The organism is Haloarcula sp. JP-L23 (assembly GCF_011602445.1).
Lineage (GTDB): Archaea > Halobacteriota > Halobacteria > Halobacteriales > Haloarculaceae > Haloarcula > Haloarcula pellucida.
Genome location: NZ_CP050015.1, coordinates 489,327 through 515,776 on the forward strand (window position 1 = coordinate 489,327; position 26,450 = coordinate 515,776).

Sequence of the window (26,450 nt, forward strand, 5' to 3'; positions counted from 1 at the left end):
TCTCTTTTTATTATCGGCGTACGTATCCGAATCGAATTCTCTCGGCCCCGTCGCCGAATAGTTCTTCGAAAGCAACGGTTTCGGTCACAGCAAGTATTCCGGGACCCAAGAGGACGAAAGCCGGTGGAAAAATCTGCGAGAGTGAAATTACAAACCCGCCCCAGACAAAGTAGAGTACGGTGAATGCAGGCTCTTCAGCGAGACTGTAAGCAGCTCTCTCCATCGTGTACCGGAATCCCGATCTGTCCTCTGGGACAGATCTCATCCGAATACTGGCAGCCCTGAACATCCAAATAAGGGCAATGACGATTAGATACAGGCTGAGTAGTGCCCAAAGGAGCGCAAGAATGTTCCCGCTTGTAGCTCCGACTACAAGGTAGAGATATCCACCACCTACAATTACAATAAACAGAATGCTGTACGGCAGGCCAGCGAGTATGTTGTTACGCCACTCAGAGACAAACGTCTCGAAGCGCTCTCGCTCGCTTACAGGTCTCCCTTTCGACTCGGAGGTGATAATCTCGATCCACATCTCACTGAGTGCTAGAATCGATGCACCGAGAGTAACTACTGGAATCGAACCGAGGATGAACAGTGGACTCGACCAACCAACCGTGAGTGCGTCTTTGTAACTCACCCGTATAATGGCACGACATACATCCCCAAGACTCGTATCATGTTGGGCCATCGTCTGTATATCGTTCTCTCCAGTCGATACATCATAGTGTTTGCCATCGTTTGCTCAGAGTGCCGTAGACGATTGACACACCAAGATGGGGTGGGTGCCGAGGTCGAACGCCTATAGAAACCCATGAAATGATTCATGCTGAGTTTAGATTACTATGTTCTTTATCACCCAAATGCAGCACCCAACTGGGCCCGCATATACTCCCGTCAGAGCTTCCGAGCGCGCGAATCCGAGAGATAGTTCTGTAGGACGACGTCAGCGCTGGCACTGCCCTGTTCGGTCGCTATCTCGTCGAGACTGTCGAGAACGACGTCGAGTGAGGCGGAATAGGCGTCGTACCGGAATCGCCGCCCTATCTTCGGTGCTGGCGACACGCCGTCGATTTCGTCGAGCAAATCCGCACGGTCGGAGAGCCCTGTAAACCTGTCCCAGACCGTCCAACGAGAGACTAGCCCACCCGAACCATGTGGAGACGGAAAGAGGTAGCCGTCCCAGTCGTCGTGAGCAGCAAACGCGGCGAGACGGCCTTCGAACACGTCCTGTCCGTAGAGCAGCGAACCTCGACGACCCCGAAGTTGCTGATCTCTTCGCGTTCCTGCTCGAAACCAACGAAGCGCGCCAATCTATCGCCCGTGGCGACGACCTTCGCGAGAGTATCATGCGTCCCGTCGATATCGACGACATTAAAAATAGAATCCGCGAATTAGAAGGTCAAGAGGACAAGACCAGTGACGAACTAGCCACTATTGAAGATGGAAAATCTGATACACGCAAATTTGAACAGCGTTGAAAGCGGATACGGGACCAGATACATGACAAAATGGGCAGGTTGCGGACAAAGAAGATGAAATAGACGAAAGCGGTCAAGATACCGAGTCAAGCCGGCAGGAACAGGAAGAGCTGGAAGAGAAACTCGATGAGCTTCGCTCGACCGTGCCGGAGACCTCCGAGATGAACGCGAGGACTTGGTCGAGCAACTGACTGACGAACGGACGAGGATCGACCGGATCGAAGCCGACGTCGTCGATGTGTTCAACGAGCATATGGACACGATACTCGGGATTCTCACCGAGTGCCAAACTCGTTTTCGAGGCACTCAAATATGAAGGCGAACTCACGCAGAAAGAAATTGCAAAAGAAACGCTTCTGGTTGGCAGGACAGTTCGATCTGCTTTGAGACAACTCGAACAAATGGATGCGATCACTTCACGGCCTAATTTCAAAGATGCCCGTCAGCGTGTTTACACTATCAAAAACAAACCATAATTTCGGTAAGGGTATCGGACTCAAATATCGAGAACTGGAAATCCGATACTATCTATCGTCGATGAAACGAGTGTTTGCAAAACCTACGAACGAAGTTCTCCAATCTCTACACTACAACCAACCAAAGATGGACCGACACCACCAAAAATGTTAAATATTAGTTTTCCGAATCACAACCATGCGAACATGTGTCCTCTCCGATGTTGGAGAGCTTAGCGTAATTGAGCGAGAACAGCCGAACCCCGAACCTGACGAAGTATTAGTCCGTATTGATCGAGTTGGCATCTGTGGATCGGACCTCCACTACTACCAGCACGGCGAGAACAGCGGTAACCGCGTCGACTTCCCTCATGTACTGGGACACGAATCGGCAGGCACAGTCGTGGACGTAGGGAGCGATGTCACGTCTGTATCCGCGTCTGACCGCGTCGCTATCGAACCTGGTATCCCCTGTGGGGAGTGTTCGTACTGTACAACGGAGCAAGGATACCATCTATGTGAAGAGATGGAGTACATGTCGTCACCGCCGGTAGACGGCGCGCTTACAGAGTACGTCGCGTGGCCTGCAGAACTGGTCTATCCGCTCCCCGATGCAGTCTCACTCCGAGAAGGGGCACTCGTTGAACCACTGAGTGTAGCTATGCACGCCTGTGAACGCGGCGACGTGGCAGAGGGCGATACAGTGCTTGTCACAGGTGGTGGCCCCATCGGTCAACTCGTTTCAGAGGTCGCCTTGGCTCGGGGTGCGGAAGTTGTCCTGACAGATGTAGTCGCGGGGAAACTTGATCTGGCCGAGCAACAGGGTGTAGACCATACGGTCGACGTCACATCCGCTGATCCAGTTAGTGTGATTCACGAGCAGGTCGATAGCGATGGGGTCGATACCGTCATCGAGAGCTCGGGTGCCGATAGTGCAATCGAACTGACGACCGACGCCGTCAAACGGGGTGGGACTATCGTCTTCGTTGGTATCCCGATTGATGCCGACCTGCCGACCGACGTTGTCGGGCTCATCGGAGACGAGTACGATCTCAAGGGGTCGTTCCGATTCAGCGACACGTACACCGACGCTATAGCGGGGATTCAGGCAGGACGGTTCGACGTCGACAGCATCGTGAGCTTCGAGCAGGCGTTCGAAGAGACACAGGCAGCGTTCGACCGTGCGCTTGAACCGGAGAGCGTGAAAGGGGTCGTTCGCGTCAGCGACCACTCAGAGTGAACTGTCGTCGTACCCACCGTCGATGGTGAGTGTCTCACCGGTGGTGAACGACGCCGCATCACTGGCAAGATAAACGGCAGCGCCGGCGATTTCATCGGGCTGTGCCACACGCTCGAGTGGCGTCCGTTCGTCAATTTGCTTCCGGAGTTCGGTCCCTTCCGCGAAGGCATCCCCCGCAAGTGGGGTCTCGACAAAACCGGGTTCTATCGCGTTGACGCGGATTTCGGGACCGAGGTCGGCGGCTGCGGCACGGGTGAGACCATTCACACCGCTTTTCGCCGCACAGTAGGCTGGTCGCTGTTCTCGGGCCTGTCCGGCTGACATTGAGGAGATATTGACGATACTGCCCGAGTCCATCTCACGACCGAACACCTGACACGCACGAAAGACACCGGTGAGGTTGGTGTCGATATCTCGCGCCCAATCTTCAGCCTCCATCTCGGTAATTGATGCCTTTGCGACAGAGCCAGCGGAATTTACGAGTACGTCGATTTCGCCCAGTTCATTCGACGCCACATCGTAAAGGCGCTCGATAGATTCCATCTCTCGGACGTCACAGGTGACCGTTGCCGTCTCTGCCCCACGGTCGCGTAGTTCTTCGGCCGCTGTCTCGACGGCGTCCTCGTGCCGACTCGTTGCGACGACGTTCGCCCCATCGTCTGCGAAGGCTAGCGCGATTGCCCGACCGATACCACTCGTGCCGCCGATGACGACGGCGTTCTTATCTGCGACGCTGACTGTCTGCGCTGCTGGGTCAGTCATACGAGTTGTATATCCAGCTACCGTGGCCTTACTCTTACGATTGTTTCGGGAGGATGGACGATCAGCATACGATCGGGTGTGTCGATCTCTTCGTACAGACGTCGAAGAGCGCTTGTAGATGGATTGTCGGATTTTGTGTTATTGAAGGTTCAAAATACGATTACAGGATTTAATCGCTACGACACGATTCCAGAGAATACTACGCGACAGCGGTTAGAAGATATTATGTGTGTGAACAGTCAATCCACCAACCGAGAAATGTCGACTCATCAATCAGGAATGGAGACAGCCAAACAGGATGTCGACTCGGTTTCTGGAGCTATTGTCCGGCACATTGCAGAGTCGGCAGACCGAGATATGACCGAACTCCCACCGTTGTACGAAACAATTGACCCGGACGCATTGGATACGCTCTTAGATTCTCTCGACGAGGATAACACCGCTTTCTCGCTCGAGTTTACGTATGCTGGGCAGCATATTTCCATCAATACTGGTGGGACTGTTAGTTGCGACCAAGAATAAACTAGGACGGCCCTGATTACTGAACTTTCTTATCCACCTCGAAAAGAGAAGATTCGGCTCTGAAGACGAGTGGCTCAGGCGAGCCCCATCGTTCGAGGGAGCCACATAACGACATCTGGGAAGATAATCGCGAGGATGAGAGCGACTAAGAGCGGAACGTAGAACGGCAACATATTCCGCGTGATTCGTTCGAGCGAGACACCCGTAACCGCGTTGAGGACGAACAGGATGACGCCGAACGGCGGCGTCAGCAGGCCGATCATCAACGTGATGATCATCACGACGCCGAAGTGAATCGGACTGATGGCCGTCTGCTCGATGACCGGCAGGAAGACTGGCGTGAGAATCGTGATAGCCGCGATGGTCTCCAACATCAGGCCAACGACGAATAGCACACCCGCTATCAGGAGCAGAATGACCATTGGGTCGGTCGAGACTGTCGTGACGGCGTTGGCGAGGACTTCCGGCAATTGAGCACGCCGGATGAGGAATCCGTACAATGCGGCGGCAGCGACGATGAACGTGAGCGATGCCGTCCGCGTCATCCCGTCCTCAAAGCTGTCGATCAGTTCTTCCAGGCTGAGGGCATCGTAGAAGACGGTCCCAATCAGAATCGTGTAGAACAGTGCGATTGCACCCGCCTCCGTCGCAGTGAACAGCCCACCCAAAATACCGCCGATAATGAGAATGGGGGTCCCAAGTGCCGGAAGTGCCCGATATCCGGTCTTGGCAATTTTACCAGGAGACCACCAGTCACCGCGTTCGTATCCCCGTCGGTGGGCGTAGACCGTACACAGAACCATCAGCCCCAGTCCCATAATCAGGCCGGGGATGAGGCCTGCGATGAACAGCGTCCCGATGGATACCTGTGCGATGACGCCGTATATAATGAGCGGAACGCTAGGCGGGATGATGGGGCCGATAATTGACGACGACCCAGTGACAGCGACACTGAACCCCTCTTCGTACCCCTCGTCACGCATTGCCTGATACTCGATGGCACCGAGACCGGCCGCATCCGCCGCCGCCGTTCCAGTCATCCCAGAGAAAATGATACTTGCGACGATGTTCACGTGCGCAAGGCCTCCGCGAATCGGCCCGACGATCGCTTTCGCGAAGTCGAAGATGACGTCTGTGAGACCGAGTGCGTTCATTAGCAGGCCCGTCTGGAGGAACAGCGGAATCGCCAGCAGGACGAACGAGTTACTTCCGCTGACCATCGTCTGGGCGACGAGTAACGGCTCGAACGGAATCGATGTGGTCAACATCAGGATGAGACTCGTCAATCCGAGTGCGTAGACGACCGGGACCTCTAATAGATAGAGCCCCAGCAGTATCCCAACGAACAGGCTCAGGAGGGTGATATCGGCCATCAGCGCCGCACCTCCTGTAGCTGTGGCTGCCACACGTGGTCGAAAAACGCGTTAGTCCTCATCGATGTTCCCTCCACGGAGATCTGTGACGATAGCGTCCGGTGTAGCAACCACTTCCCACAGATCACGGAGGCTGTAAACGATGATGACTGCCCCACCGACGACGGCGGGAACGTAGAGCCAGGCCTGCGTGAATGGTGGATGGGTTGGCAATGCCCCGATGACGGAGCCCCTGTTCTGCAGATAGAGCGGATACGCCCCCGAGATGAGGACGCCAACGAACACAATAACGAGTACAGAACGGAACCCTGCGAGGAGCCGTATCCAACCGCCTGACAGCCGTGACGATAGGAGATCGAGAGAGATGTGTTCGCGTTTACCGCTTGCGACTGCAGCGCCGATGAACGTGACATAGACGAGGAGCATTTGTGAGAGATTGACTGTCCACGGTAGGCTACTGCCGATAAACGACCCGAGTACCCATCGGGTCAGTATCTGTAGCCCGACGACCAGTATCATCAGCGTGTACAGAGACAGTGCGGCGACCCTGACTACCCTATCGACGTAGTGGGTCGGTGTCGGTTTGGTGCTGTTCTCAACCATAGTTCAGTGTATTTGGCCGCCCTCTCAAATGTTTCGCACTTCTTCTAGCGACGGCTCCCATGTCGATTCGAACTGTGCTTTAAGTGGTTCTTCCGCCGCCGACAGCCAGGCTTCACGGTCCGGCTCGACGATTTCCATCCCTTCGTTCTTGAGTTCCTCAATAGCTTGCGACTCCGATTCTTCGATACTACTACTGAGCTCCTTGATATCCTGCGTCAGCGTATCGGTCAGCACCGACTGGTCCTCGTCGGACAGACTGGAGAACGTGTCGGTGTTGAACGTGAACCAGCCAGTCGACGCCAGATGCTGGGTCAGCGTATAGTGGCTTTGCACCTCGTACAGCGACGCCGAGAGAACGGTCTCTGCTGGGTTCTCCTGTGCCTTGACGACGCCCTGCTGGAGCGCGCTGTACAGTTCGTCGAAGGCGACCGTTGTTGGGCTGGCACCAATGCCTTCCCAAATATTCACCCACGGTGAGAGGTCCGGAACGCGGAGGTTGATTCCCTTGATGTCTGCAGGGGTCTCAAATGCGCTCTTACCTGACGTGTGTCGGTAACCCCGGTAGACAGGTTGATTGACGAGCCGCTGGTTCCCTTCCTCCCGGAGGCGTTGTTTCCCGTCTTCGAGGAACTCTGTTTGGAATGCCCGTTTCTGCTGCTCCCAGTTCTCGAAGACGAACGGCGACTCAACCCAGAAGTTTTTGGGGTCGTAGTCGATAACCCATCGGGTTCCGATGATAGTACCGTCAATGGACCCGATGCGCGTCTGTTCCATGACCTCAGATTCCCCGCCGAAGGCGGGTTCGATGGTTATCGAAACGCGGTTATCGGTTTCTTCTGCGATGGTCTCTGCCCAGGAGTTGGCCATCTCGTTGATAACGTGACCGCTGGGAAAGACGCTCCCGATGAGCATCTGAGTCTCGCCACCTGACCCGCCATCGCTGGAGCCCGTGGTACCGTTATTCCCAGAACCGCCATCGCCACTGCCCGTTCCGCCGTCGCCGGAACAACCTGCGAGCGATGCGAGAGTGCCTGCGCCGCCAAGGACACCGATCTGTTCGATGAAACTTCTTCGGCTCTGCTGTGACATACATTCACCAAAGCACTACACTACTACTTATATCTTTCCCAATAATACATTTCAATTATAGTCTGAGCATGTCGCCTGGGGACCACAGACGTCTGTCGCAACCGATCTCTTCGACGCGGCCAACGTGCTGCCAGCTGATCAGTATCGTAAAGCAGGTCTGAAAAATATGCCTCGCGGGATTTGTCGTGACTACGCTGTCTGTTCGAGTAACCCGCGGATGTATCCGATAGCGAACAAGCGTCCCATGTCTGTGTAGCCAGCGTGGACACCCTCGCGGTCTTCTTCACCAAGCATCTTTGGAACGTGGTCAGGTCTGATCGGGCCGTCGAATCCGACGTCGCGGTAAGCTTTGATAGCAGCGCGCATATCTGTCGGTCCATCGTCGTGCCACGTCTCGACGAACGATTCGGGCGTACCAGCGACGTCACGGAAGTGGACAAAGTGGATGCGGTCGCCGAGACGCCGAATCGCGGCAGGAACATCGGTCTCCATCGCGGCGAAGTTCCCTTGACAGAAGGTAACACCATGATTCGGACTGTCATAGAGGTCGAGAATACGTTCGTACTTCTCGAGGGAAGTCGCGAGGCGAGGAACGCCTCGAACCGGCGAAACCGGCGGGTCATCGGGATGAAGTGCCATCTTCACACCCGCTTCTTCAGCCACTGGAACGACCTCGTCGAGGAAATACTGGAGATTCTCCCAGAGCTCGTCTTCCGTAATTCCCGTTGCGGGGTGATTGTCTGCTCGCTCGCTCAATCCGTGATCGTAGCCGGTTAGTAGCGACCCACCTCGGTCCGGTATCGAATCGGACGTCCGAAGAACACCAACAGGATTCTCCGTCCACACCCAACAGTACGTCTCGATACCTACCTTCCCCATATTCCTGAGTAATTGCTTAACTGTCGCTATCTCTTCGTCACGGCCTTCCTCGCCGAGGACCGTCTTCGTCATCGGTGGCCTATCTTCGACTACCTGAAGTGGGATGTCGTGATCTTCGAACCGATTGCGCGTTCGCAAGAGCGTGTCGTACTCCCACCACTCGTCGACTCCCCAAAAGCGGACGACACCACGATCCACGCCCATTTGTTTCGCAAGTGTCCACCGCCTATCTGGGGATGGCGGCAGCATCAGTGCTGTATTCATACGACCGGAGTGAGTGATTCCTCATATATATAGGTTTCCCACCCCCGTACAATGTCGAGTGAGTATGGGCAGTACTCAGGTATCACCGCGGCATGTTCAGACACGGTATCATGATGGGTCCACTATCGGTGGAATTAGCTAATCCTCGCTGTGACTATTCTGTCGTTGACCATCTGTTTCTTGCTCACTCCAGATTCGATAACAGAAGCGATTACTCGTACGTGGTTTTGACTTCGATGACGTTCGTCCGATCTCTGAGGGCTGGCAGTAGTTCGCTCTCGATACGACCGTCGTCGAATCGTTCTTTCGGCCCTGAAAGCGAGACTGCTCCGACGATGCGGTCTTCTACATTGAGTGGAATGGCTATCGACCGGATCCCAGTTCGTCGTTCTTCGTCCTCTAGCGCAAAACCCTGTTCCCGGATAATCTCAAGTTCCTCGAAGAGCGTCTCAGAGGTGTCGATAGTGCTCTCGGTCGCTGCCGGAAGCCCGTATCGGTCGACAATCGCACGCACGTACTCCTCAGGTAGTTCGGATAGAATCGCCTTTCCCAATGCAGTCCAGTGCATATTCGTGTACTCTCCGATGAGTGCGTTATCATAGACTGCCTCGCTTCCCTCTGATTGGTAGACAATAACCCGCTGTCCGTTCTCCTCGACACCGAGATTTGCGACTTCACCCGTGGTTTCTGCCAGTTCATCGATCTCGGGTTTGGCGGTCGAGTAGACGTTCAAGTCGTTTCTCACCACAGCGCCGTCTCTGAGAAACCGGAGCCCGAGCCGGTAGCCGTCGTCGCCCTGAACAACGTAGCCAACGGATTCCAGTGTCTTGAGGTGTACATGTGCCGTGCTGGTCGGGATATCGAGCGCCTCTGCAACGTCGTTTATCCGTACTGTTCCAGAGTCTCTCAAAACACCGATGACTTCGAATGCTCGCTGAACAGCGCTGACCCGCTTTCCGCCGTCGTCTGACCCGTCTATATTCATACTTCGTATAACGATGAAGGCACGTATAAATTCTACTATGGGTGGAAGAACCCATTTTTCCAAGAAGATCTCGGTAGAATGTATAGTTTGAAAGTACCTGATGATAGTCTCTGACACACATACCAACAGCGTCCTTCCACTTATAGTGTACCTCTCGCCATATTCGGATAACAAGAGTACTAGTGTTACGAAGATGGTCTTTGAAAATCATCATACACCCTGTCAAAGTGACGAGACTAAAGAGCAGATCGATAAATCAGAAAACAAATGGACGGTATCCGAGGCTAATAATTCAATATTGAGTACCCAAAATCTCGAACCGTTCAGACATAAAACCACATTTCCAAATTTTAGGCTCATATTTAGAGTAGAAAAAGGGATAGAGACAGATAGAAAGAATATGGAGAAATATAATTTGTGAGTTGGAGAATAACGGTGATTTTGAGTGATAGTAGAGCGAATCTCGACGTATTCCGTACAATTCGCTCAGTACTCGCCGCCATACGTCGTCAAGCCGAACAGACCTTTCGGGTGCAGGTAGTCCCACAGTGTTGGTCTGGTAGACTGCGGCAGTTCCAAACCGCCGTTACCCTACTCTTGACCGTATACGGGGTCTCGTGTTGTTTTTGCCACAGGGACTCCGGCAGGTGTCAGCGGACTCGGAGGTACCTTCAGGTCGCGTTCAGCAGCCGTACTTCTGGAGGTATGCTTCCGATTAGATCGCCGTCAGAATCTGTGAGTGTCAACGGTTCCTCATCTAGCCGTCACACTGTGATACACGAAAACCCAGTTATTACGGATGCAATCCTACTATATGGGTTGGTATGAGATGCAGTCCCATTAAAAAGATATAATAGGAACCACATCCAATTCATAGGTGGGCGGGCTACGAGCGAACGAGACCTGAAGTGTCGGACGGGCGCGGTGGTTGGGACACGTCCGCCAGTCAACACAGACATGAGACACAACAATACGGACCCCGACACGGAGAAGGAGTACGCGGAACTAGAGTTGGACAACAACACACTCTACGTATATGATCCGAAGAACCCAAGCGCGTGGATACAGTCGTCGGAGTACTATGAGTTCCCCTAAGCTACGGTATGTTGGCGGGAGTCCTCGGGAATGGAGTAGCCTATACGTCCCAGCCCATGCTCAGCAACGTTCCGGGACGCCGGAAGTGGCCTCGATGGCAGATTCGGGTTGAATGCCTATGTCTGAGGGAGAGCCCAGTACAACAGGCGTAAAATCCGATACAACCCTTTGCAGAATCATCGAGACGCTGAACGAACTGGCGACGGCGAACCGGTCAATGCTGGCCGACCGCCTTCCGGTCTCGAAGAGTACTGTCCACCGACTCCTTACGTCACTCAAACGACTCGGATACGTCAATCAGGACGGAAATCAGTACGCCCTCTGTCTGCGGTTTCTCGGCCCGAATCTAAGCCGGCTACGTTGTACCGCTGAACTACCTGGGAAGATGGACGTGACTAGAAGCTGTATACACCTACCAATGACACCTGAAAATTGTTTCTCGGGATTCAGACCCGGAAAAAGTCTGTCCGGAAAGGACTCGTCTAAGTACGTACCAGCTGTCGCCGCAATACGTGCTAGTGCTGTTCTACAGTCAATAACACTATAAGCTAGTCGGAAGGTATTCAATAGTGTGGCTCATATCTGTCGGCAGAGCAACTATGGATAAAAAGGACGTTCAAATTCTGGCAGCGATAGCGAAACTAGGCACCGGCAGTCCGGAGAAACTCTCGGAAGAGATCGACATTCCGAAGTCGACAGTCCACTACCGTTTGGACAACCTTCGCGAAGAGGGGATCATTACGAACGACCTGTTCGATGTCGACCTTGAGAAGATCGGGCTGAACATCACGGTCATTACCAACGTGATGGCCGAGTACAGCGAAGGCTACCACGATAAAGTCGGTGAAAAACTGGGTGAAGTCGAAGGTGTCAACCAGGTGTATTTCACTATGGGTGACACTGATTTCGTCGTCATCTCACATCTCGCCAATCGGGGGATGGTGGAACGGCTCGTTCAGGACTTTGAGGCGATTGACGAAGTCGCCCGGACGAGTTCGAAGTTCGTTATAATGACGATAAAGGACGAGAACCGTCCGTTGAACGATTTCGAGACGGAGACGCTGCTCGATAACCTCAGTATGCAACAGAAAGCGGTCGAACAGTAGCGGACAGGACAGTCACTGTAGGGAAGCCACATGACGCCGTGTCCGAGCGATATCGGCCCCGACTCCCTGCACTGACTCCTACGCCCTCTAAACGTAAGGTCGTCTTCGTGTCGGAGATGAACCGGCAATATATAGCTGATTGGAACTGTGTTTAAGAACGCCAATCTAAGTTGTACTATGGATGAAACCGACATCCGCATCCTATCTGCGGTCTCGGATATCGGGACCGGAAGCCCCGAGTCGATTCACGACGAAACCGGTATCCCGAAGTCGACGGTGCATTACCGCCTCAACAAGCTCAAAGAGCAGAACGTCATTGAAGATGAACTGTACTCTGTCGACCTCTCGGCAGTTGGTCTGAAGATCACACTGATAACAGAAGTGAGCGCGCAGTATCAGGAGGGGTTTCACACCGCCGTCGGCGAGAAGTTGAGCGCCCTAGAGGGTGTGAACAAAGTGTATTTCATGATGGGTGACATCGATTTCATCGTGATTTCGAAGTTGGCGGACAGGGATATGGTGGAGGACTTGGTGACACGGCTTGAGACAATCGACGAGGTCCACCGGACAAGCTCGCAGTTTGTGATTACGACGGTAAAGGACACGACGAACCCCTTGACAGCGTACCCGGAGGACTCGTTGACGGCTCTCTGTTCCGATTCCTGATGAGAAAACGAGCATCGCTCGACTGGGACGGCGAATCGTCGGCGTCCGGCTCAGTGGTCGCAGTAGTCGGCGAAGTTCTCGAGGACCAGTGTCGCGTTTGAGTCGGCAAACGAGCGGTCTCCCGGGCCCAGTCGCTGGGGCGGTCGCTGACCCGCGGCGTGAATTCGGGGTGGAACTGCACCGTCCAGAGTGGTGCGTCTCGATGTGTACTACAGAAAAACTCGTTGTAGGTCGTCCTCGCCGTCGCTTCCATGCCGTCCCTAGCTCGGTCACGAGGTCGGCGTGAAGGACCGGTACGACCGAGTCGACGTCGGCTAACGCCTCGTCGGGACGCTTCCGTTCCATCTCGACGAACGTCGAGCGGCGCCTGTCTTCCTCGACCGTGCCACCTAAAGCGTAGTTCACCTGTTGGTGACCGAAGCAGATCCCCAGCAGCGGGATCCGTTCGTCGATGCACCGCTCGATGAGGTCGTACTGCGGTTCGAGCCACGGTTCGTGTTCGCTCTCGTAGACACTCGCCGTGCTCCCGCTCAGGACGACCCCGTCGTACTCGTCCGGTTCCGGCGGCGCTGTGTCACCCGCGCCGACGACATACTGGCTATCCGGCAGGAGACGTTCGATCTCCGGACCGAGATACCGGTAGTCGGGCTGTACTTCGTTGTCGAGAACCAGTATCATCGTCTCTCAGATACTGTACCAAACCCAATAAAACTATCTAATATTGACTCTCGTCCATTTCAAGGCACCACTTATCGTATAGGATGGAGTGAATTCCCACATTATAAGAGCAAGATTCAAGTACCATTATTGACCATACTGAATACGTTGATTACCCAGACGTGTGTCCCGTGAGGGTCGATGTACGTCCGCCGTTCACGGACCATCCTAACAGATCATGACCGAGCCAAACGCCACAGCCATGCAACAGCGGATAGAAGAAGAAAGCATCGAGCACGTCCTCGTCGAGTTCGCGGACGTCAACGGGATATCCCGCTCCAAAACGGTCGCTGCGGACTACTTCTTGGACTCGTGGGAGGACGGGTTCCCGATCAATCTGCTCCTCCTGTTTCAGACGCCGCGGAACAGTTTACCGACGGGGTCGGGATACGGCGAAGAGATAGAGTACGGCGACGGCACGTTACACCCGGACCCGTCTACGTTCCGTGTCCTTCCATGGCGGCAAAATACCGCACGGGTCATCTGCGATATCGAATACGAGTCAGAGCCGGTGGTGGCCTCACCACGGAACGTACTCAAGCGGGTTCTGAATAACTGCGACCTCGTTCTCGACTTCTACGTCGGCAGCGAACTGGAGTTCTACCTGCTCGATTCGATGGAAGGAGAGTACGAACCGGCGACCACGGATCAACACGAGTGTGTCTCGTGGGCGACCGAGGAGGTCTCGCCCTTCTATGATCGGCTGAGCGAGTGGGCAGACGCCTACGGTGTCGATCTGACCTCACTTCAGCACGAACACGGTGCCGGACAGTTGGAGATACTCTTCGACTACGGGACGCCGCTCGCACAGGCCGACACGACGTTCGACTTCAAACGAGTGGTAAAGCAGGCAGCCAGCGCGTGCGATCAGTGGGCGACATTCATGGCCAAACCGTTCGGTGACCGTGCCGGAAGCGGGTACCACCTGCACGTCAGCGCCTTCGACGGCGACGAGAACGCGTTTACGACGCGGGGAGAGGGGCTGTCGGACGAGGGCAAGTATTTCCTCGGGGGGCTGCTCGCACACGCTGACTCACTGGCCGCGTTCCAGACACCGACGCTCAACGCGTTCAAACGATACGACCCGGAGGGCTTCGCCCCGTACACGGCGTCGTGGGGGTTCGACAACCGAATGGTCTCACTGCGGATTCCGCAGGGAACGACGCGGATCGAAAACCGAATCGGCAGCGCGGACGCGAACCCCTACCTCGTCATCGCGAGTACACTCGCGGCCGGTATCGACGGAATCCGGAAGCAGATCGTGCCGGACGACCCCGTCACGGGGAACCCGGCTGGTGAGCGTCCGCTGCTACCACAGACCCCCGAAGCAGCCCTACAGGCACTCGAAGAGAACGAAGTGTTCGGCGAGATGCTTGGTGACCGGTTGGTCCAGGCGTACGTCGCCTCCAAGCGGCGGGAACTACAGGACTTCAACGAGAGCGTTACCGAGTGGGAACGCGAACAGTACCTCGAAACCCTGTAGCGCCGTATCGGTTCTCTCACGCTCTTCAGTTTCCGAACCGTGCCGTCCACCACTGACACGAACACCGCACTGAGTACGTGACGGGTCGGAGCGCGAGTCGTCAGGCGAGACAGCGACCGTACGGTCCCGCGAGACTGGTGCCGAGACCGCCGTCCGCACGAACTCGTCCTGATTTAGCAGATGTGGAGCGGGCACCGAGCGCGCGAACTACGAACAGCCGTGACAGTCCGCTGTAACGGACAGCAGGTCGTCGACGCCTCCGGACGAACCCATCAGGCGTGTGCTCGCACGCGGTTCCTGTCGCTTGCCAACTGACTGCACACAAGCGCAGTCGAAGTGGTCGACGACCGCGAGACTGTCTCCTTCGGAGTCGTCCGCACCGACGTGACGGTCACCCCTGCACCGTCCTGTCAACGGGCAGCTCGAAGGAAACGGACCGCGAGAAAGAGAGTGTCTCAGTGGGTTCTTTCGGCTAATCGAGCAGTATCTCGCTGACGACTATCAGCGAGATGCTGAAAAGGAGAACGATAGTGCTGATCGCGTTGATAACCGGGCTCGTCCCGTGCTGGATCTTCGACCAGATGAATATCGGGAGGGTGTTTTCGACGCCACTGGTGAAGAAGGCGATGAGGAAGTCGTCGAACGAGAGCGTAAAGGCGAACAGCGCGCCGCTAACGATGCCGGGCATCAACAGCGGGAGCGTGACGCGGCGGTACGTCTCCCATTTGCTCGCCCCGAGGTCACGGGCGGCTTCCTCCAGTTCGGGGTCGAACCCCTGTAGTCGCGAACTCACCGTGATAAGAACGAACGGAGTGACGAAGACGAGCTGGCCCATCATCACGGTTTTGAGCGACGTGCTCAGCCCGGCGTATTTGAACCACATCAGTAACCCGACGCCGAGAATCAGCCCCGGCACGGTCATCGGTGCGATGACGAGCGCGCGGTACGCGTTGCTCAGCTTGAAGTCGTGCCGGACGAGTGCGATAGCACCGAGCGTACCCAGCACCGTCGCGACGACGGTGACGACACCGCCGACGTAGAGGCTGTTGAACGCCGAGTTGATGAGGCGACTGTTGGTCAGCAGTTGCTGATACCATTTGAACGTGACCCCGCTCCACGGGAGCGTCGAAAACGTCCCCTTCTCGAAGGAGAAGGCGATCAGAACGATGATCGGCGCATACAGGAACAGGAACACGGCGGCCGCCCAGACCTTGATCCAGTGTCGTTCGACAAGCTCCCAGCCGAGCGAGATAGGCGACACCGTGTCGGGTTTGGTGTCGGTTTTGAGACTCATTAGAAGAGGTCCTCCACGTTGATGTATCCGAGCATCGACCACAGCACCCCACTGACGATGAGCATCAGCACGCTCCCCAGTGCCGCACCCATCGGCCAGTCGCCGCCGATACCGAACTCATACGCGATCCGCGTCCCGACGAACAGCTCTCCGCCACCCAACATGGCGGGGACGATGTAGGCACCCATGCTGAAGATGAAGACGAACATGACGCCGCCGACGAGACCGGGTATCGAGAGCGGGAGGATAATCCTACGGAAGACCGCGACCCGGGACGCGCCCAGGTCGTACGCTGCCTCGATCAGCGACGGATCGATCCGCTCTAAGCTGGAGTAAAGCGGGAGAATCATGAACGGCAACCACAGGTACGTCAGCCCCAGCCAGATGGAGAACTGCGTGTTGATCAGCCAATCGATGGGGCTGTTGATGACGCCGATAGACATGAGGCCGCTGTTGATCACGCCCTGCGAACCGAGGATGATCTTCCATCCGTAGATCCGGACGATGTAGTTCGTCCAGAACGGGATCATAACCAACATCGCCAGCTGGTTCTTGTACTGACCGCCGAACCGCGCGATGTAGTACGCGAGCGGATACGCCACGATAGCGGCCGTAACCGTCGTGAGGGCCGCTATCGTCGTGGTGTTGATGAAGGCGGACCGATTGACGTACTCACTGACGACCCGAGCGTAGTTGTTGAGCGAATAGTCCGGTATCAGGACTAGATCTTCCATACGCATCGTCGCGATCATGAACATGATCGCAAGCGGGGCGACGAACAACAGCACCTCCAGGAGGACGACCGGTCCAGCGGTCGTCAGCAAGCTCTTCGGTGGCGACAGTCGATTGTACGCTGTCCCAATCAAACCGCTATCTCTCACCTCTTTCTGAGACATACGTGTCCATACCGAACCATCTCCAATATACGTTATGGTTCTTGGACGTAACGGCACACGCCTCGTATCGCCAGTACGGTGCGGAGCGATATGACCGGATATAGTCCAGCACAATTCGCTCTATCTTAGACTGTGTCTGATTATAATGGTTAACTATAAGTATTTGTCCGAGTGTGACTATGGTGTAGACGCATGAGTATGAGTAGCAACCCATCGAGTACTGAAGCCAACGGATCAAGCGATCGAACACGCAGGCAGTTTCTCACCGCCGCGGGAACGGTCGGTGCCGTAGCGATAGCTGGCTGCGGCGGACAGCGCGACGTCGGCGGTGGTGGCAGCGGCGAAGCAGGGACGACCGGGGACTCCAGTAACAGCGGCGACCGGACGTTAAACATCCTGACGTGGGAGGGATACGGGGCAGAGTCGATCCTCGGCGACTTCGAGGAGAAACACGACGCGACAGTCAACATCAAACTTGTCTCGAACGACCCGGAGGGATTCAATATCCTCAAAAGCGGCGGAGTCGACAAGTTCGATCTTATTACACTCAACAACACGTGGGCGCAGCGCCACGCACGCGCGGACACCATAGAACCGCTCAAACAGTCGGATTACCCCGAAGCGAAGTCGTTCATGGAACACTTCCAGTGGCCGGTGTCCGCATTCGTGCAGGACGGGGAGATGTACGCACTGCCGACCCGCTGGGGCTGGGATTCGATGACCGTAAACGCCGAGAAGGTCCCTGAAGAACACCGCTCGTCGTACGAGGTTCTCTGGACCGGTGGTCCCGATGGGCAGTACAAAAACAAGATCGGTATCATGGACTGGCCGACGTGGAACATCCCCAAGGTAGCGATGACGCTCGGCTATCCGCCGTTCGAACAGACGGATGAACAGCTGGCGGACATCAAAGAGAAGCTCATCTCGATGTTCTCCAATATGAAAGCCGTGTACAGCGGGACCAGTGCGCTCCGTCAGGCACTGCTTCAGGAAGATATCGTGATGGCTCCGGTCGGTAACTTCGCGATGAGCGACCTCCGGGCGGCCGGCCACGACTGGGTCAACGTCGTCATTCCCGAAGAAGGAGGTATGCAATGGACTGAGGGGCTGTGTCTCGTCAAGAACCCCTCGAATCGTGAGCTAGCGGTCAAGTACCAGCGAGAGATAATCAAGAAGAAGGGTCAGTACACGATCTCGTGGGAGCCGTCCTCGAAGAGCCCGCCGGTCAACACGGAGTCGTTCGACCAGTTCGACGACGAGCAACAGCAGGCACTGATGTTCGACGAGAGGGGCTTTGAGGCCGCTCCGGAGATCATCGAGAGCACGACTCAGTACGAGTTCTCACCGATCACGAGTAAGTGGACAGACCTGTGGACGGAAGCCAAATCTAGAGCGGGGATTTAACCATGTCTGCCGAATCAGTACGAGCAACCATGGACGAAGACGACCCGGATCAGACCGAAGACACTGGCTCCGTTCGTCTGGACAACCTCCGGAAGAAGTTCGGGGAGTTGGTCGCTGTCAACGGAGTCGACCTCGAGATCCGCCCCGGTGAGTTCCTGACGCTCCTCGGACCGTCCGGATGCGGGAAGTCGACCACACTGCGGATGATCAGCGGTCTCGAAACGCCGACCGACGGCGACGTCTTCATCAGCGGCGACCGCGTCACGTCCCAGGCCGCGAACAAACGGAACACGAGTATGGTGTTCCAGGAGTGGGCGCTGTTCCCGCATATGACCGTCGGGGAGAACATCGCGTTCGGCCTCGAAATGGACGGGGTCCCGAAAGAAGAGCGACAGAAGCGCATCGAACAGGCACTCGAAATCGTCGAACTCCCGGGTTACGAAGACCGACAGGCGACGGAACTATCCGGCGGCCAGAAACAACGGGTCGCCATGGCGAGAGCGCTCGTCCGGGAGCCCGACGTGTTGCTCCTCGACGAACCCCTCGCGAGCCTCGACAGGAAGCTCCGCCAGCACATGCAGGTGGAGCTGAAACAGATTCAGGAGGAGCTCGGTACCACGTTCATCTACGTCACTCACGATCAGGAGGAAGCGCTGACGATGAGTGACCGCATCGCCGTCATCAACGACGGGGAGATAGAGCAGATAGGGACCGCCAACGAACTGTACGAACATCCGGACACGAAGTTCGTCGCGACGTTCCTCGGCGAGACCAATCTGTTCGAGGGCACCCACCGCTCGACCGGGAACTATGACGTCGTCGACACCGGAGAGCTACAGATCAGTGTCACGGACCAGCCCGACCAGTCCGGGCGCGAGTCCGCCGTCGCGATACGACCCGAACGGATCTCAGTCGCCGAGCCGGACACCGACCTCGGCGTCGAGAACACATGGACGGGAACGGTCACCGAGACTATCTATAAGGGTTCGTTCAACAAGTACCACGTAGAAATCGGTTCGGTAGAGCTACACATCGAACAGCAGGTCGACGGCTCCGATGGGTTCCGTGAAGGGGACCAGGTCGTCGTCGGGTTCAGCGCCGATGCCGGTGAGCTAGTCTCGAAGTAGAGTCGCAGGGAAACTTACAGGAGACGTTTGATGTCAAAACACAAGCCTCAGGAACTAACAAACGAGAGTATCGAATCTCAGTATCACGACTATCTGATGCCGATCTGGAAGAGTCTGAACGTCCCGCTGGAGCGAGCCGATGGGTGTACCGTGCAGGATTTCGAGGGCAACGAGTATCTCGACGTCTACTCGGGCATCTCCGTCACGAACGTCGGCCATCGGAACGAACAGGTCGTCGACGCCGCGAAACAGCAACTGGACGAGTTCGTCCACGGTTGTTCGTACGTTCACCCGAACAAGCCTGTCGCGGATCTCGCTGAGCGGATCGCGGAGATCACGCCCGGCGAGTTACAGAAGACCTTCTTCTGTAACTCGGGGACCGAAGCCGTCGAGGGAGCGATCAAGCTCGCACGCAAGTACACGGGGAGCAAGGAGGTCGTCGCCCTCGAAATGGCGTTCCACGGCCGCACGCTCGGAAGCTTGGCACTGACCGGCAACAAGGCCTACAAAGACGGGATGGCCCCCACTATGAACGACGTTACACACGCCAAGGCTCCCTACGGCTACCGCTGCCAGAGCTGTGAGGGCGGTTCGTGTACTGGAGAGTGTGCCGACAGAATCGAACAGGTCATCGGCACGCATACGTCGGACGACCTCGCCGCCATAGTCATCGAACCGGTGATGGGTGAAGGTGGTATCATCGTCCCCTCGGAAGCGTGGCTCACACGGGTCCGTGATATCGCACACGAACACGATGCCCTGCTCATAGTCGACGAGGTCCAGACCGGCTACGGGCGGACCGGTGAGATGTGGGCGGTAGATCATTTCGACGTCGTTCCGGACATTCTCACACAGGCGAAGGGTATCGCGAACGGACTGCCGCTCGGAGCGTTCACCGCGTCTGCCGAGGTCGCCGACGCCTTCGGCGCCGGCGACCACCTCTCGACGTTTGGGGGGAACCCGGTCGCGTGTGCGGCCAGTCTCGCCACAATCGATGCGCTCCGGGACGGCCTCGTCAGCCACGCGCGCACGCAGGGAGAATGGCTCGCCGCACGCCTCACCGAACTCGAAGAGAAGTACGACGTCGTCGGCGAGACTCGCGGACTCGGTCTGATGCAAGGCGTCGAACTCGTCGACCCTGATACGACCGGCCCGGTTGGTGTCGCGCCAGCACCGGACACACAGCTAGCGAAGGACATCGGGTCCCATCTCCGGGAGTCGGAGGAAATAATCATGGGCGTCGGTGGCTTCCACAAAAACGTGATGCGGTTCCAACCCCCACTCTCCATCACGCGCGACCAACTAGAACGCACCGTGACGTCACTCGAACAGGCGATTCAAGCGAGCACGCAGTGATGACGGACGACACAGACGAGACGGCAGCGGAGGCGTTCCGTCAGGCCACGACGGGTGCGAACACGGAACTGCCGTACGCCGGTATCAAGACGTTCATCAAATCGGATAGGGCGGAGATAGACGCCGTCAGCGACGCCGACGCGGCTGTAATCGGTGCGCCGTACGACGGGACTGTGAGCAACCGACCCGGCGCTCGCTACGGTCCACACGCAATCCGTGTCGCGAGTTCGTGGTTGGCCTATCTGTCGGGCTACAAAGGTGGGCTGACGAACATGTATACCGGCGAGCAGGTCGATTACTCGGCGCTGTCGCTGGCCGATTGCGGTGACGTGCCCGTGTTTCCGACGAACGCCTCGAAGACCGCTGATAGCATCGAGGCCCACGTCGCAACCATCGCGGCACAGACGTTCCCCGTCTTTCTCGGCGGCGACCACCACTGCACGTATCCGGCGTTTCGAGGGGTCGCCACTGGTACTGACGTCGATTCGGTCGGTCTCGTCCAGATCGACGCACACACCGATACGACGGCGAAGAGCGATCTGTTCGGCGAGGAGTATCACGGATCCGTCACACACCACATCGCGAACTCGGAGTTCTCCGATTACGAACACGTGAGTCAGGTCGGCATTCGAGGATACGAAGCACCTGACTTCTTCGACTTCGCCGACGACGTCGGTCTCAACCTGTTCACCATGGCGGATGTACACGAGCGTGGCATCCGTCGGGTTATCGACGATGCGATTGACGCGGCAGCGGCGGAGACGGACGCGGTGTACGTGACGTTCGATATCGACTCCGTCGACCCGACAGTCGCGCCCGGCACCGGAACTCCCGAGCCCGGTGGGCTGTCGGCCCATCAGGCACTGACCGCCATGCAACGCCTCGGCGGCACCGACGCCGTACAGGCCATCGACATGATGGAAGTCGCGCCGAAGTACGACCCCACCGGGAACACACAGCACCTCGCCTCCTATCTCCTCGCGGCGTTCCTAGAACGTCGTCTGTAAGGTTCCATCAACCGTCTGTCTGCCGGTCGAGCCACCGTCTGGCCGGTTTTCCGTGTTCGCACAGACGGTAGTTCGAGACGCCGCAACTCTTCCGCTTAGGCCTGCCCGCAGCGGGCAGTGCGTCAGTTCGGTACCGTTCCGGAGCGGCCCGATAATTCTCGTCCACACGACCGTCCCGACTACCCGCCCACGATATTGGACTCTAAACAAACAAAAATACTTATATTGGATGAAGTTCATAACTTTGCCCATAGGTTGATGTAGATGTCCAAAGCAACGAAACCGTCTGAAGTGACCTTCTCAACGCTCTCGGACCTGCCACCAAGCGCGAAGTTGGTAATCAAGGTACTGGAGAACCAAAACACGCTCACCCAGCAGGAGCTTGCGAAAAAGACGTACCTGCCGAAGCGGACGGTTCGGCACGCCGTGAGGGAACTGACCCAGTTGGGTTTCGTCGAATACACTGTGCATTTCTCTGACGCCCGAAAGCGACTGTACTCGCTCAGCGACGCGTACATCCAGAACATAGAGCAGTGTGACCAGGAATATGAGGGGTGACACAACCGATTTAGAGGACCTCCGCCGCGGTACTGATCTCGTCAAGCGCGGGTTCGCGAAGATGCAGAAGGGCGGCGTCATCATGGACGTCGTCACGCCCGAGCAGGCCCGCATCGCCGAGGACGTCGGTGCCGTCGCGGTGATGAACCTCGAAGCGGTGCCGGCCGACATCCGCAAGCGTGGCGGCGTCGCCCGGATGGCCGACCCCGCCTCGCTACAGGCGGTCATCGACGAAGTCTCCATCCCCGTGATGGGCAAAGCCCGTATCGGACACACGAAAGAGGCCGAAATACTCGAAGCCGCGGGCGCGGACATGCTGGACGAGAGCGAGGTGCTGACACCGGCCGACGACCGGTACCACATCGACAAGCGCGAGTTCACCGCGCCGTTCGTCTGTGGCGCTCGCAACCTGCAAGAAGCGCTCCGACGCATCGACGAGGGCGCAGCGATGATCCGGACAAAGGGCGAGGCCGGCACCGGCGACGTCAACCAGGCCGTCCACCACCAGCGCAACATCAAAAGCGCGATTCGGAAGCTCAGCGGGGCGACTCACGAGGAACGGGAGAAGTGGGCTCGCGAGCACGAGGCCCCCGCGGACCTCGTCCACGAGACGGCCGATATGGGTCGCCTGCCGGTCGTCAACTTCGCCGCCGGCGGCATCGCGACACCCGCCGACGCCGCGCTGATGATGCACCACGGCTGTGACGGCATCTTCGTCGGCTCGGGCATCTTCGGTGCCGAGGACCCGAGGCGATGGGCACCGCCATCGTCGAGGCCGTCAACAACTGGGACGACCCGAGAAACTCACCGAAATCAGCAAGAACGTCGGCAAGGGCATGAAAGGCGACGCCAACGCCGACCTGCCCGAAGAGGAGCAACTGCAGGGCCGCGGCGTCTAATAACGACACACGAGAGATCCAAACAATGCAGACGATCAATCCAGCGACAGGCGAGACACTCAACACGTACGAACAGCACAGTCAGGAGGAAGTGACAGAACTACTCGACAACGCCACCGAGACGTTCCGCAGTTGGCGCGAGCGTCCGATTCGAGAGCGGGAACAGCTGGCCGAAGCGCTCGGCGACGTCCTCCGGGCGAACACGCGGGAGTACGCGGAGCTGATGGTCCGCGAGATGGGGAAGCCGATCTCGCAGGCCGTCGCCGAAGTGGAGAAATGTGGCGACCTCTGTGACTACTACGCCGAGCGGAGCGCCGAGCACCTGCAAGACGAGCGCATCGGGTCGGTTCCGGGTACGAAGACGTACGTCTCGTACGAACCGCTCGGGCCAGTGCTGGCGGTCATGCCGTGGAACTACCCGTTCTGGCAGGTGTTCCGGTTCGCCGTTCCGACGCTCACCGCTGGCAACGTCGGTCTCCTGAAGCATGCGCCGAACGTGCTTGGCTGTGCGAAGGCCATCGAGGACATCTTTCGGAAGGCAGGCTATCCGGAGGGCTGTTTCACGTCGCTACAGGTGGACGAAGAGACCGTCAGCGACGTCATCGCAGACGACCGCGTACGGGCCGTGACACTCACCGGAAGTACGAGAGCGGGTCGGGCAGTCGCAGCGGCCAGCGGAGAAAACCTGAAGAAGTCCGTGCTCGAACTCGGGGGAAGTGACCCGTTCATCGTTCTGGACGACGCCCCTATCGACGACGTCGTCGACTCGGCCGTAACCGCGCGGAACCAGAACTCCGGACAGACGTGTATCGCGGCCAAGCGGTTCTTCGTCCACGTCGACGTCTACGAGGAGTTCGTCGACGCGTTCACCGACGAGGCCGAACGGCTCGTCGTCGGCGACCCGTTCGAACCGGATACCGACGTCGGTCCGCTCGCCCGCGACGACTTGCTCGATACGCTGCACGAACAGGTGACAGCGTCGGTCGAAGCCGGCGCGACAGTCGAAACCGGCGGCGAACCGCTCGACCGCGAGGGTCACTTCTACCCGCCGACGGTGCTGACCGACGTACCGCCGGAGTGTCCGGCCTCGGCGGAGGAACTGTTCGGGCCGGTGGCGGCGATGTTCCCGGTCGCGGACGACGACGAGGCGGTCGCGAAGGCAAACGACACCCAGTACGGTCTCGGCGGGAGCGTCTGGACCGCGGACGCCGCTCGCGGCGAGGCGCTCGCGCGGCGGATCGACGCCGGCAACGTCTTCGTCAATCAGGTCGTCAAATCGGACCCCCGACTACCGTTCGGCGGTATCAAGGACTCCGGTTACGGGTCCGAACTGTCCAGACACGGTATCCGCGAGTTCACCAACGCGAAGACGATCTGGGTGGAGTAACACCGATTGCGATACACTATCACCACTATGTCAGACAGGATATTCGACGGAACGATAGCCGAAAACCACCGGCAGGCGATAGAAGAGGCGACTGCTAACGTACAGTTCGATGCGTGGATCGACGGGGCCCACGAATCGGCCACGGAGCGCTTCGAGACACTGGACCCGGTAATCGGTCAGCCGATAACGACGGTTCCTCGGTGCGGTGAGGAGGCGGTCGACAGCGCGGTCGAGGCTGCTACCCGAGCCTTCGACGGGGCGTGGGGTTCGATGACCCAAGCACAACGGTCGACGGCGATCCTGGACTGGGTCGACGTCCTTCGGGACCACAGTGACGAGTTAGCGGTGCTTGAGAGCCTCGACACGGGAAAACCGCTCTCGAACGCCGAGTTCGAAGTGGGCAAGGCACTCGACTACATCGAGTACTACGCGCATATCATCCGCGGGGAACAGGGCAACCAGATTCCCATCGCCGACGACGCACATGCCTACACGACCCAAGAGGCGTACGGCGTCGCGGGGCTCATCGTTCCGTGGAACTATCCGATGATACTGACCGCGTGGAAGGTCGGACCGGCGCTCGCCGCGGGGAACACTGTCGTGCTGAAGCCCGCGGAGAATACACCGCTCTCCGCGACGCGAATCGCACAGCTAACCGAGGGTATCCTGCCTGCGGGCACCCTGAACGTCGTCCACGGGTTCGGTGACGAGGTCGGTGCGCCGCTCACGCACCACGCGGGTGTCGATAAGCTGTCGTTTACCGGCGAGGACAGGACCGGCGAGAAGGTGATGAAAGCCGCCGCAGACCAGATCACACCCGTCACGCTCGAACTGGGCGGGAAGTCCCCGTTCGTCGTCTTCCCGGACGCGGATCTCGAACGGGCCGCGTCGATCGCCGCCGAAGGGATATTTTACAACACCGGTCAGTCATGCGACGCGTTCTCCCGGACGCTCGTCCACGAGGACGTACACGACGAGTTCGTCGAGTTGTTCGAGGGCGAGGCCGCGAGTATGGTGATCGGAGACCCGCTTTCGGACTCGACCGACGTCGGACCGCTCGCGTCCGAACAGCAGTTCGAAAAGGTGCGAGAGTACATCGAAGTCGGGACGCAGGAAGGCGCGACGCTGGTCCACGGCGGGAAGCCCGTCGCGCCGGACGGCGCCGACGACGGCTGGTTCATCCAACCCACGATATTCGACGACGTGGACAACGACATGCGCATCGCACAGGAGGAGATATTCGGACCGGTCGCGTCGGTTATCACCTTCAGTGACTACGACGAGGCGATAGCGATCGCCAACGACGTCGAGTTCGGACTCGCCTCCGGCGTTGCGACCACCGACCTCTCGCTCGCACACCGCGCCGCCGACGACATCGATGCGGGGACCGTCTGGGTGAACCAGTACGGCCGTCTGGTCCCGGGGACGCCGTTCGGCGGGTTCAAACGCTCCGGCATCGGCCGCGAGTGCGGAAAGGAGACGCTGCGGAAGTACCAACAGTCGAAAACTATCAACATCGCCCTCGACGACCCTGCGTCGGACCGAGGCGAGTGAGATAGGGGTTCGTTTTCCGCTCGGTCATCGACCGGCGATTTCGGTGGCTGTCAGAGTGCAGGGTAGTCGCCACTCCACGGCTCACGCCGCTCTATCGCGGCACTCGCCGTTAGTATCGTCTCCTCGCCGAACCGCTGAGCGATCAGCTGCGCGCCGATGGGGTGCCCGTCCTCCGAAAGTTCGGTGGGGACGGAGGCCGCCGGGTGTCCCGTCAGATTCAGCGGCCACGTGAGGAGCCACTCCATGTGAAA

25 protein-coding genes and 2 pseudogenes are annotated in these 26,450 nt (G+C 57.7%); 15 read left to right on the top strand and 12 right to left on the bottom strand.

Annotated elements, in window-relative coordinates; translation table 11 throughout:
- Positions 1-10: 10 nt before the first annotated feature.
- Together G9465_RS21005 and G9465_RS26340 are read right to left on the bottom strand one after the other, a co-directional pair.
- Positions 11-637, bottom strand: a complete 627-nt coding sequence (locus G9465_RS21005) for a hypothetical protein (RefSeq protein ID WP_166974120.1) — start codon at positions 635-637, stop codon at positions 11-13.
- A 257-nt stretch (positions 638-894) separates the two neighbouring features.
- Entirely contained in the window at positions 895-1,083 is a 189-nt protein-coding gene (locus tag G9465_RS26340) for a hypothetical protein (protein ID WP_349674913.1), read from the bottom strand.
- 71 nt (positions 1,084-1,154) lie between these two features.
- Here G9465_RS26340 and G9465_RS21015 point away from each other — a divergent pair, with 71 nt between their 5' ends.
- Together G9465_RS21015 and G9465_RS21025 are read left to right on the top strand one after the other, a co-directional pair.
- A complete protein-coding gene (locus G9465_RS21015) occupies positions 1,155-1,478 on the top strand; it encodes a hypothetical protein (RefSeq protein WP_166973132.1) in 324 nt (107 codons plus the stop codon).
- Between the two features lie 654 nt (positions 1,479-2,132).
- A complete protein-coding gene (locus G9465_RS21025) occupies positions 2,133-3,173 on the top strand; it encodes an NAD(P)-dependent alcohol dehydrogenase (RefSeq protein WP_166974127.1) in 1,041 nt (346 codons plus the stop codon).
- Here G9465_RS21025 and G9465_RS21030 read toward each other — a convergent pair.
- On the bottom strand, positions 3,165-3,935 hold the full coding sequence (locus G9465_RS21030; protein WP_166974130.1) for an SDR family NAD(P)-dependent oxidoreductase: 771 nt from the start codon (positions 3,933-3,935) through the stop codon (positions 3,165-3,167). The genes G9465_RS21025 and G9465_RS21030 overlap by 9 nt on opposite strands.
- Before the next feature lie 357 nt (positions 3,936-4,292).
- Here G9465_RS21030 and G9465_RS21035 point away from each other — a divergent pair, with 357 nt between their 5' ends.
- Positions 4,293-4,457 (top strand): HalOD1 output domain-containing protein, encoded by a 165-nt coding sequence (locus G9465_RS21035; protein ID WP_394353989.1) that lies wholly within the window; start codon positions 4,293-4,295, stop codon positions 4,455-4,457.
- Between the two features lie 74 nt (positions 4,458-4,531).
- Here the strand turns inward: G9465_RS21035 and G9465_RS21040 are convergent, their stop codons facing one another.
- From G9465_RS21040 to G9465_RS21060, 5 genes are all read right to left on the bottom strand, one after another.
- Entirely contained in the window at positions 4,532-5,830 is a 1,299-nt protein-coding gene (locus G9465_RS21040) for a TRAP transporter large permease (protein ID WP_166974136.1), read from the bottom strand.
- A gap of 51 nt (positions 5,831-5,881) precedes the next feature.
- Entirely contained in the window at positions 5,882-6,433 is a 552-nt protein-coding gene (locus G9465_RS21045) for a TRAP transporter small permease (RefSeq protein WP_166974139.1), read from the bottom strand.
- A gap of 24 nt (positions 6,434-6,457) precedes the next feature.
- Positions 6,458-7,522: a TRAP transporter substrate-binding protein gene (locus G9465_RS21050; RefSeq protein ID WP_227015795.1), complete on the bottom strand. Its 1,065-nt coding sequence runs from the start codon at positions 7,520-7,522 to the stop codon at positions 6,458-6,460.
- A gap of 189 nt (positions 7,523-7,711) precedes the next feature.
- Positions 7,712-8,665: a mannonate dehydratase gene (locus tag G9465_RS21055; RefSeq protein ID WP_193571755.1), complete on the bottom strand. Its 954-nt coding sequence runs from the start codon at positions 8,663-8,665 to the stop codon at positions 7,712-7,714.
- Positions 8,666-8,876: 211 nt separating this feature from the next.
- Positions 8,877-9,650 (bottom strand): IclR family transcriptional regulator, encoded by a 774-nt coding sequence (locus G9465_RS21060; protein ID WP_166974142.1) that lies wholly within the window; start codon positions 9,648-9,650, stop codon positions 8,877-8,879.
- A 1,213-nt stretch (positions 9,651-10,863) separates the two neighbouring features.
- On the opposite strand from G9465_RS21060, the gene G9465_RS26465 reads away from it, so the two are divergent.
- The 3 genes from G9465_RS26465 (at position 10,864) to G9465_RS21075 (ending at position 12,517) form a co-directional block, all read left to right on the top strand.
- Positions 10,864-11,292 carry a helix-turn-helix domain-containing protein gene (locus tag G9465_RS26465; RefSeq protein WP_166974145.1) on the top strand — a complete coding sequence of 143 codons (429 nt, stop codon included), beginning with the start codon at positions 10,864-10,866 and terminating at the stop codon, positions 11,290-11,292.
- Between the two features lie 52 nt (positions 11,293-11,344).
- On the top strand, positions 11,345-11,851 hold the full coding sequence (locus G9465_RS21070; RefSeq protein WP_166974148.1) for an Lrp/AsnC family transcriptional regulator: 507 nt from the start codon (positions 11,345-11,347) through the stop codon (positions 11,849-11,851).
- Between the two features lie 177 nt (positions 11,852-12,028).
- Positions 12,029-12,517, top strand: a complete 489-nt coding sequence (locus G9465_RS21075; protein WP_166974151.1) for an Lrp/AsnC family transcriptional regulator — start codon at positions 12,029-12,031, stop codon at positions 12,515-12,517.
- A 411-nt stretch (positions 12,518-12,928) separates the two neighbouring features.
- Here G9465_RS21075 and G9465_RS25820 read toward each other — a convergent pair.
- A pseudogene (locus G9465_RS25820) lies at positions 12,929-13,195 on the bottom strand (glutamine amidotransferase); the annotation flags it as partial.
- A gap of 217 nt (positions 13,196-13,412) precedes the next feature.
- Here G9465_RS25820 and G9465_RS21085 point away from each other — a divergent pair.
- Entirely contained in the window at positions 13,413-14,717 is a 1,305-nt protein-coding gene (locus tag G9465_RS21085; protein ID WP_166974154.1) for a glutamine synthetase family protein, read from the top strand.
- A gap of 472 nt (positions 14,718-15,189) precedes the next feature.
- Here G9465_RS21085 and G9465_RS21090 read toward each other — a convergent pair whose 3' ends face one another.
- Together G9465_RS21090 and G9465_RS21095 are read right to left on the bottom strand one after the other, a co-directional pair.
- The gene (locus G9465_RS21090; protein ID WP_166974157.1) at positions 15,190-16,011 is read right to left on the bottom strand and encodes an ABC transporter permease; all 822 of its coding nucleotides are present in this window, start codon (positions 16,009-16,011) and stop codon (positions 15,190-15,192) included.
- Positions 16,011-16,907 (bottom strand): ABC transporter permease, encoded by an 897-nt coding sequence (locus G9465_RS21095; protein ID WP_166974160.1) that lies wholly within the window; start codon positions 16,905-16,907, stop codon positions 16,011-16,013. Before G9465_RS21095 ends, G9465_RS21090 begins: the two co-directional genes overlap by 1 nt.
- Before the next feature lie 192 nt (positions 16,908-17,099).
- Between G9465_RS21095 and G9465_RS21100 the strand changes: the two genes are divergently transcribed.
- From G9465_RS21100 to G9465_RS21135, 8 genes and pseudogenes are all read left to right on the top strand, one after another.
- On the top strand, positions 17,100-18,311 hold the full coding sequence (locus G9465_RS21100; protein WP_166974163.1) for a PotD/PotF family extracellular solute-binding protein: 1,212 nt from the start codon (positions 17,100-17,102) through the stop codon (positions 18,309-18,311).
- Positions 18,312-18,340: 29 nt separating this feature from the next.
- Entirely contained in the window at positions 18,341-19,438 is a 1,098-nt protein-coding gene (locus tag G9465_RS21105) for an ABC transporter ATP-binding protein (protein WP_166974166.1), read from the top strand.
- Between the two features lie 30 nt (positions 19,439-19,468).
- Positions 19,469-20,794: an aspartate aminotransferase family protein gene (locus tag G9465_RS21110; protein ID WP_166974169.1), complete on the top strand. Its 1,326-nt coding sequence runs from the start codon at positions 19,469-19,471 to the stop codon at positions 20,792-20,794.
- Entirely contained in the window at positions 20,794-21,801 is a 1,008-nt protein-coding gene (locus G9465_RS21115) for an agmatinase family protein (RefSeq protein WP_166974172.1), read from the top strand. The genes G9465_RS21110 and G9465_RS21115 overlap by 1 nt, the downstream gene beginning before the upstream one ends.
- A 264-nt stretch (positions 21,802-22,065) precedes the next feature.
- Positions 22,066-22,359 carry a helix-turn-helix domain-containing protein gene (locus G9465_RS21120; protein ID WP_166974175.1) on the top strand — a complete coding sequence of 98 codons (294 nt, stop codon included), beginning with the start codon at positions 22,066-22,068 and terminating at the stop codon, positions 22,357-22,359.
- Positions 22,349-23,258 (top strand): annotated as a pseudogene (gene pdxS, locus G9465_RS21125) (pyridoxal 5'-phosphate synthase lyase subunit PdxS). The gene G9465_RS21120 and the pseudogene pdxS overlap by 11 nt, the downstream one beginning before the upstream one ends.
- Before the next feature lie 25 nt (positions 23,259-23,283).
- Complete coding sequence (locus tag G9465_RS21130) at positions 23,284-24,645, top strand: NAD-dependent succinate-semialdehyde dehydrogenase (RefSeq protein WP_166974178.1); 1,362 nt, start codon at positions 23,284-23,286, stop codon at positions 24,643-24,645.
- A gap of 27 nt (positions 24,646-24,672) precedes the next feature.
- Positions 24,673-26,199, top strand: coding sequence for an aldehyde dehydrogenase (locus G9465_RS21135; RefSeq protein ID WP_166974181.1), 1,527 nt, complete (start codon positions 24,673-24,675; stop codon positions 26,197-26,199).
- 50 nt (positions 26,200-26,249) lie between these two features.
- Here the strand turns inward: G9465_RS21135 and G9465_RS21140 are convergent, their stop codons facing one another.
- Positions 26,250-26,444, bottom strand: coding sequence for an amidase family protein (locus G9465_RS21140; protein WP_166974184.1), 195 nt, complete (start codon positions 26,442-26,444; stop codon positions 26,250-26,252).
- Positions 26,445-26,450 lie beyond the last annotated feature (6 nt).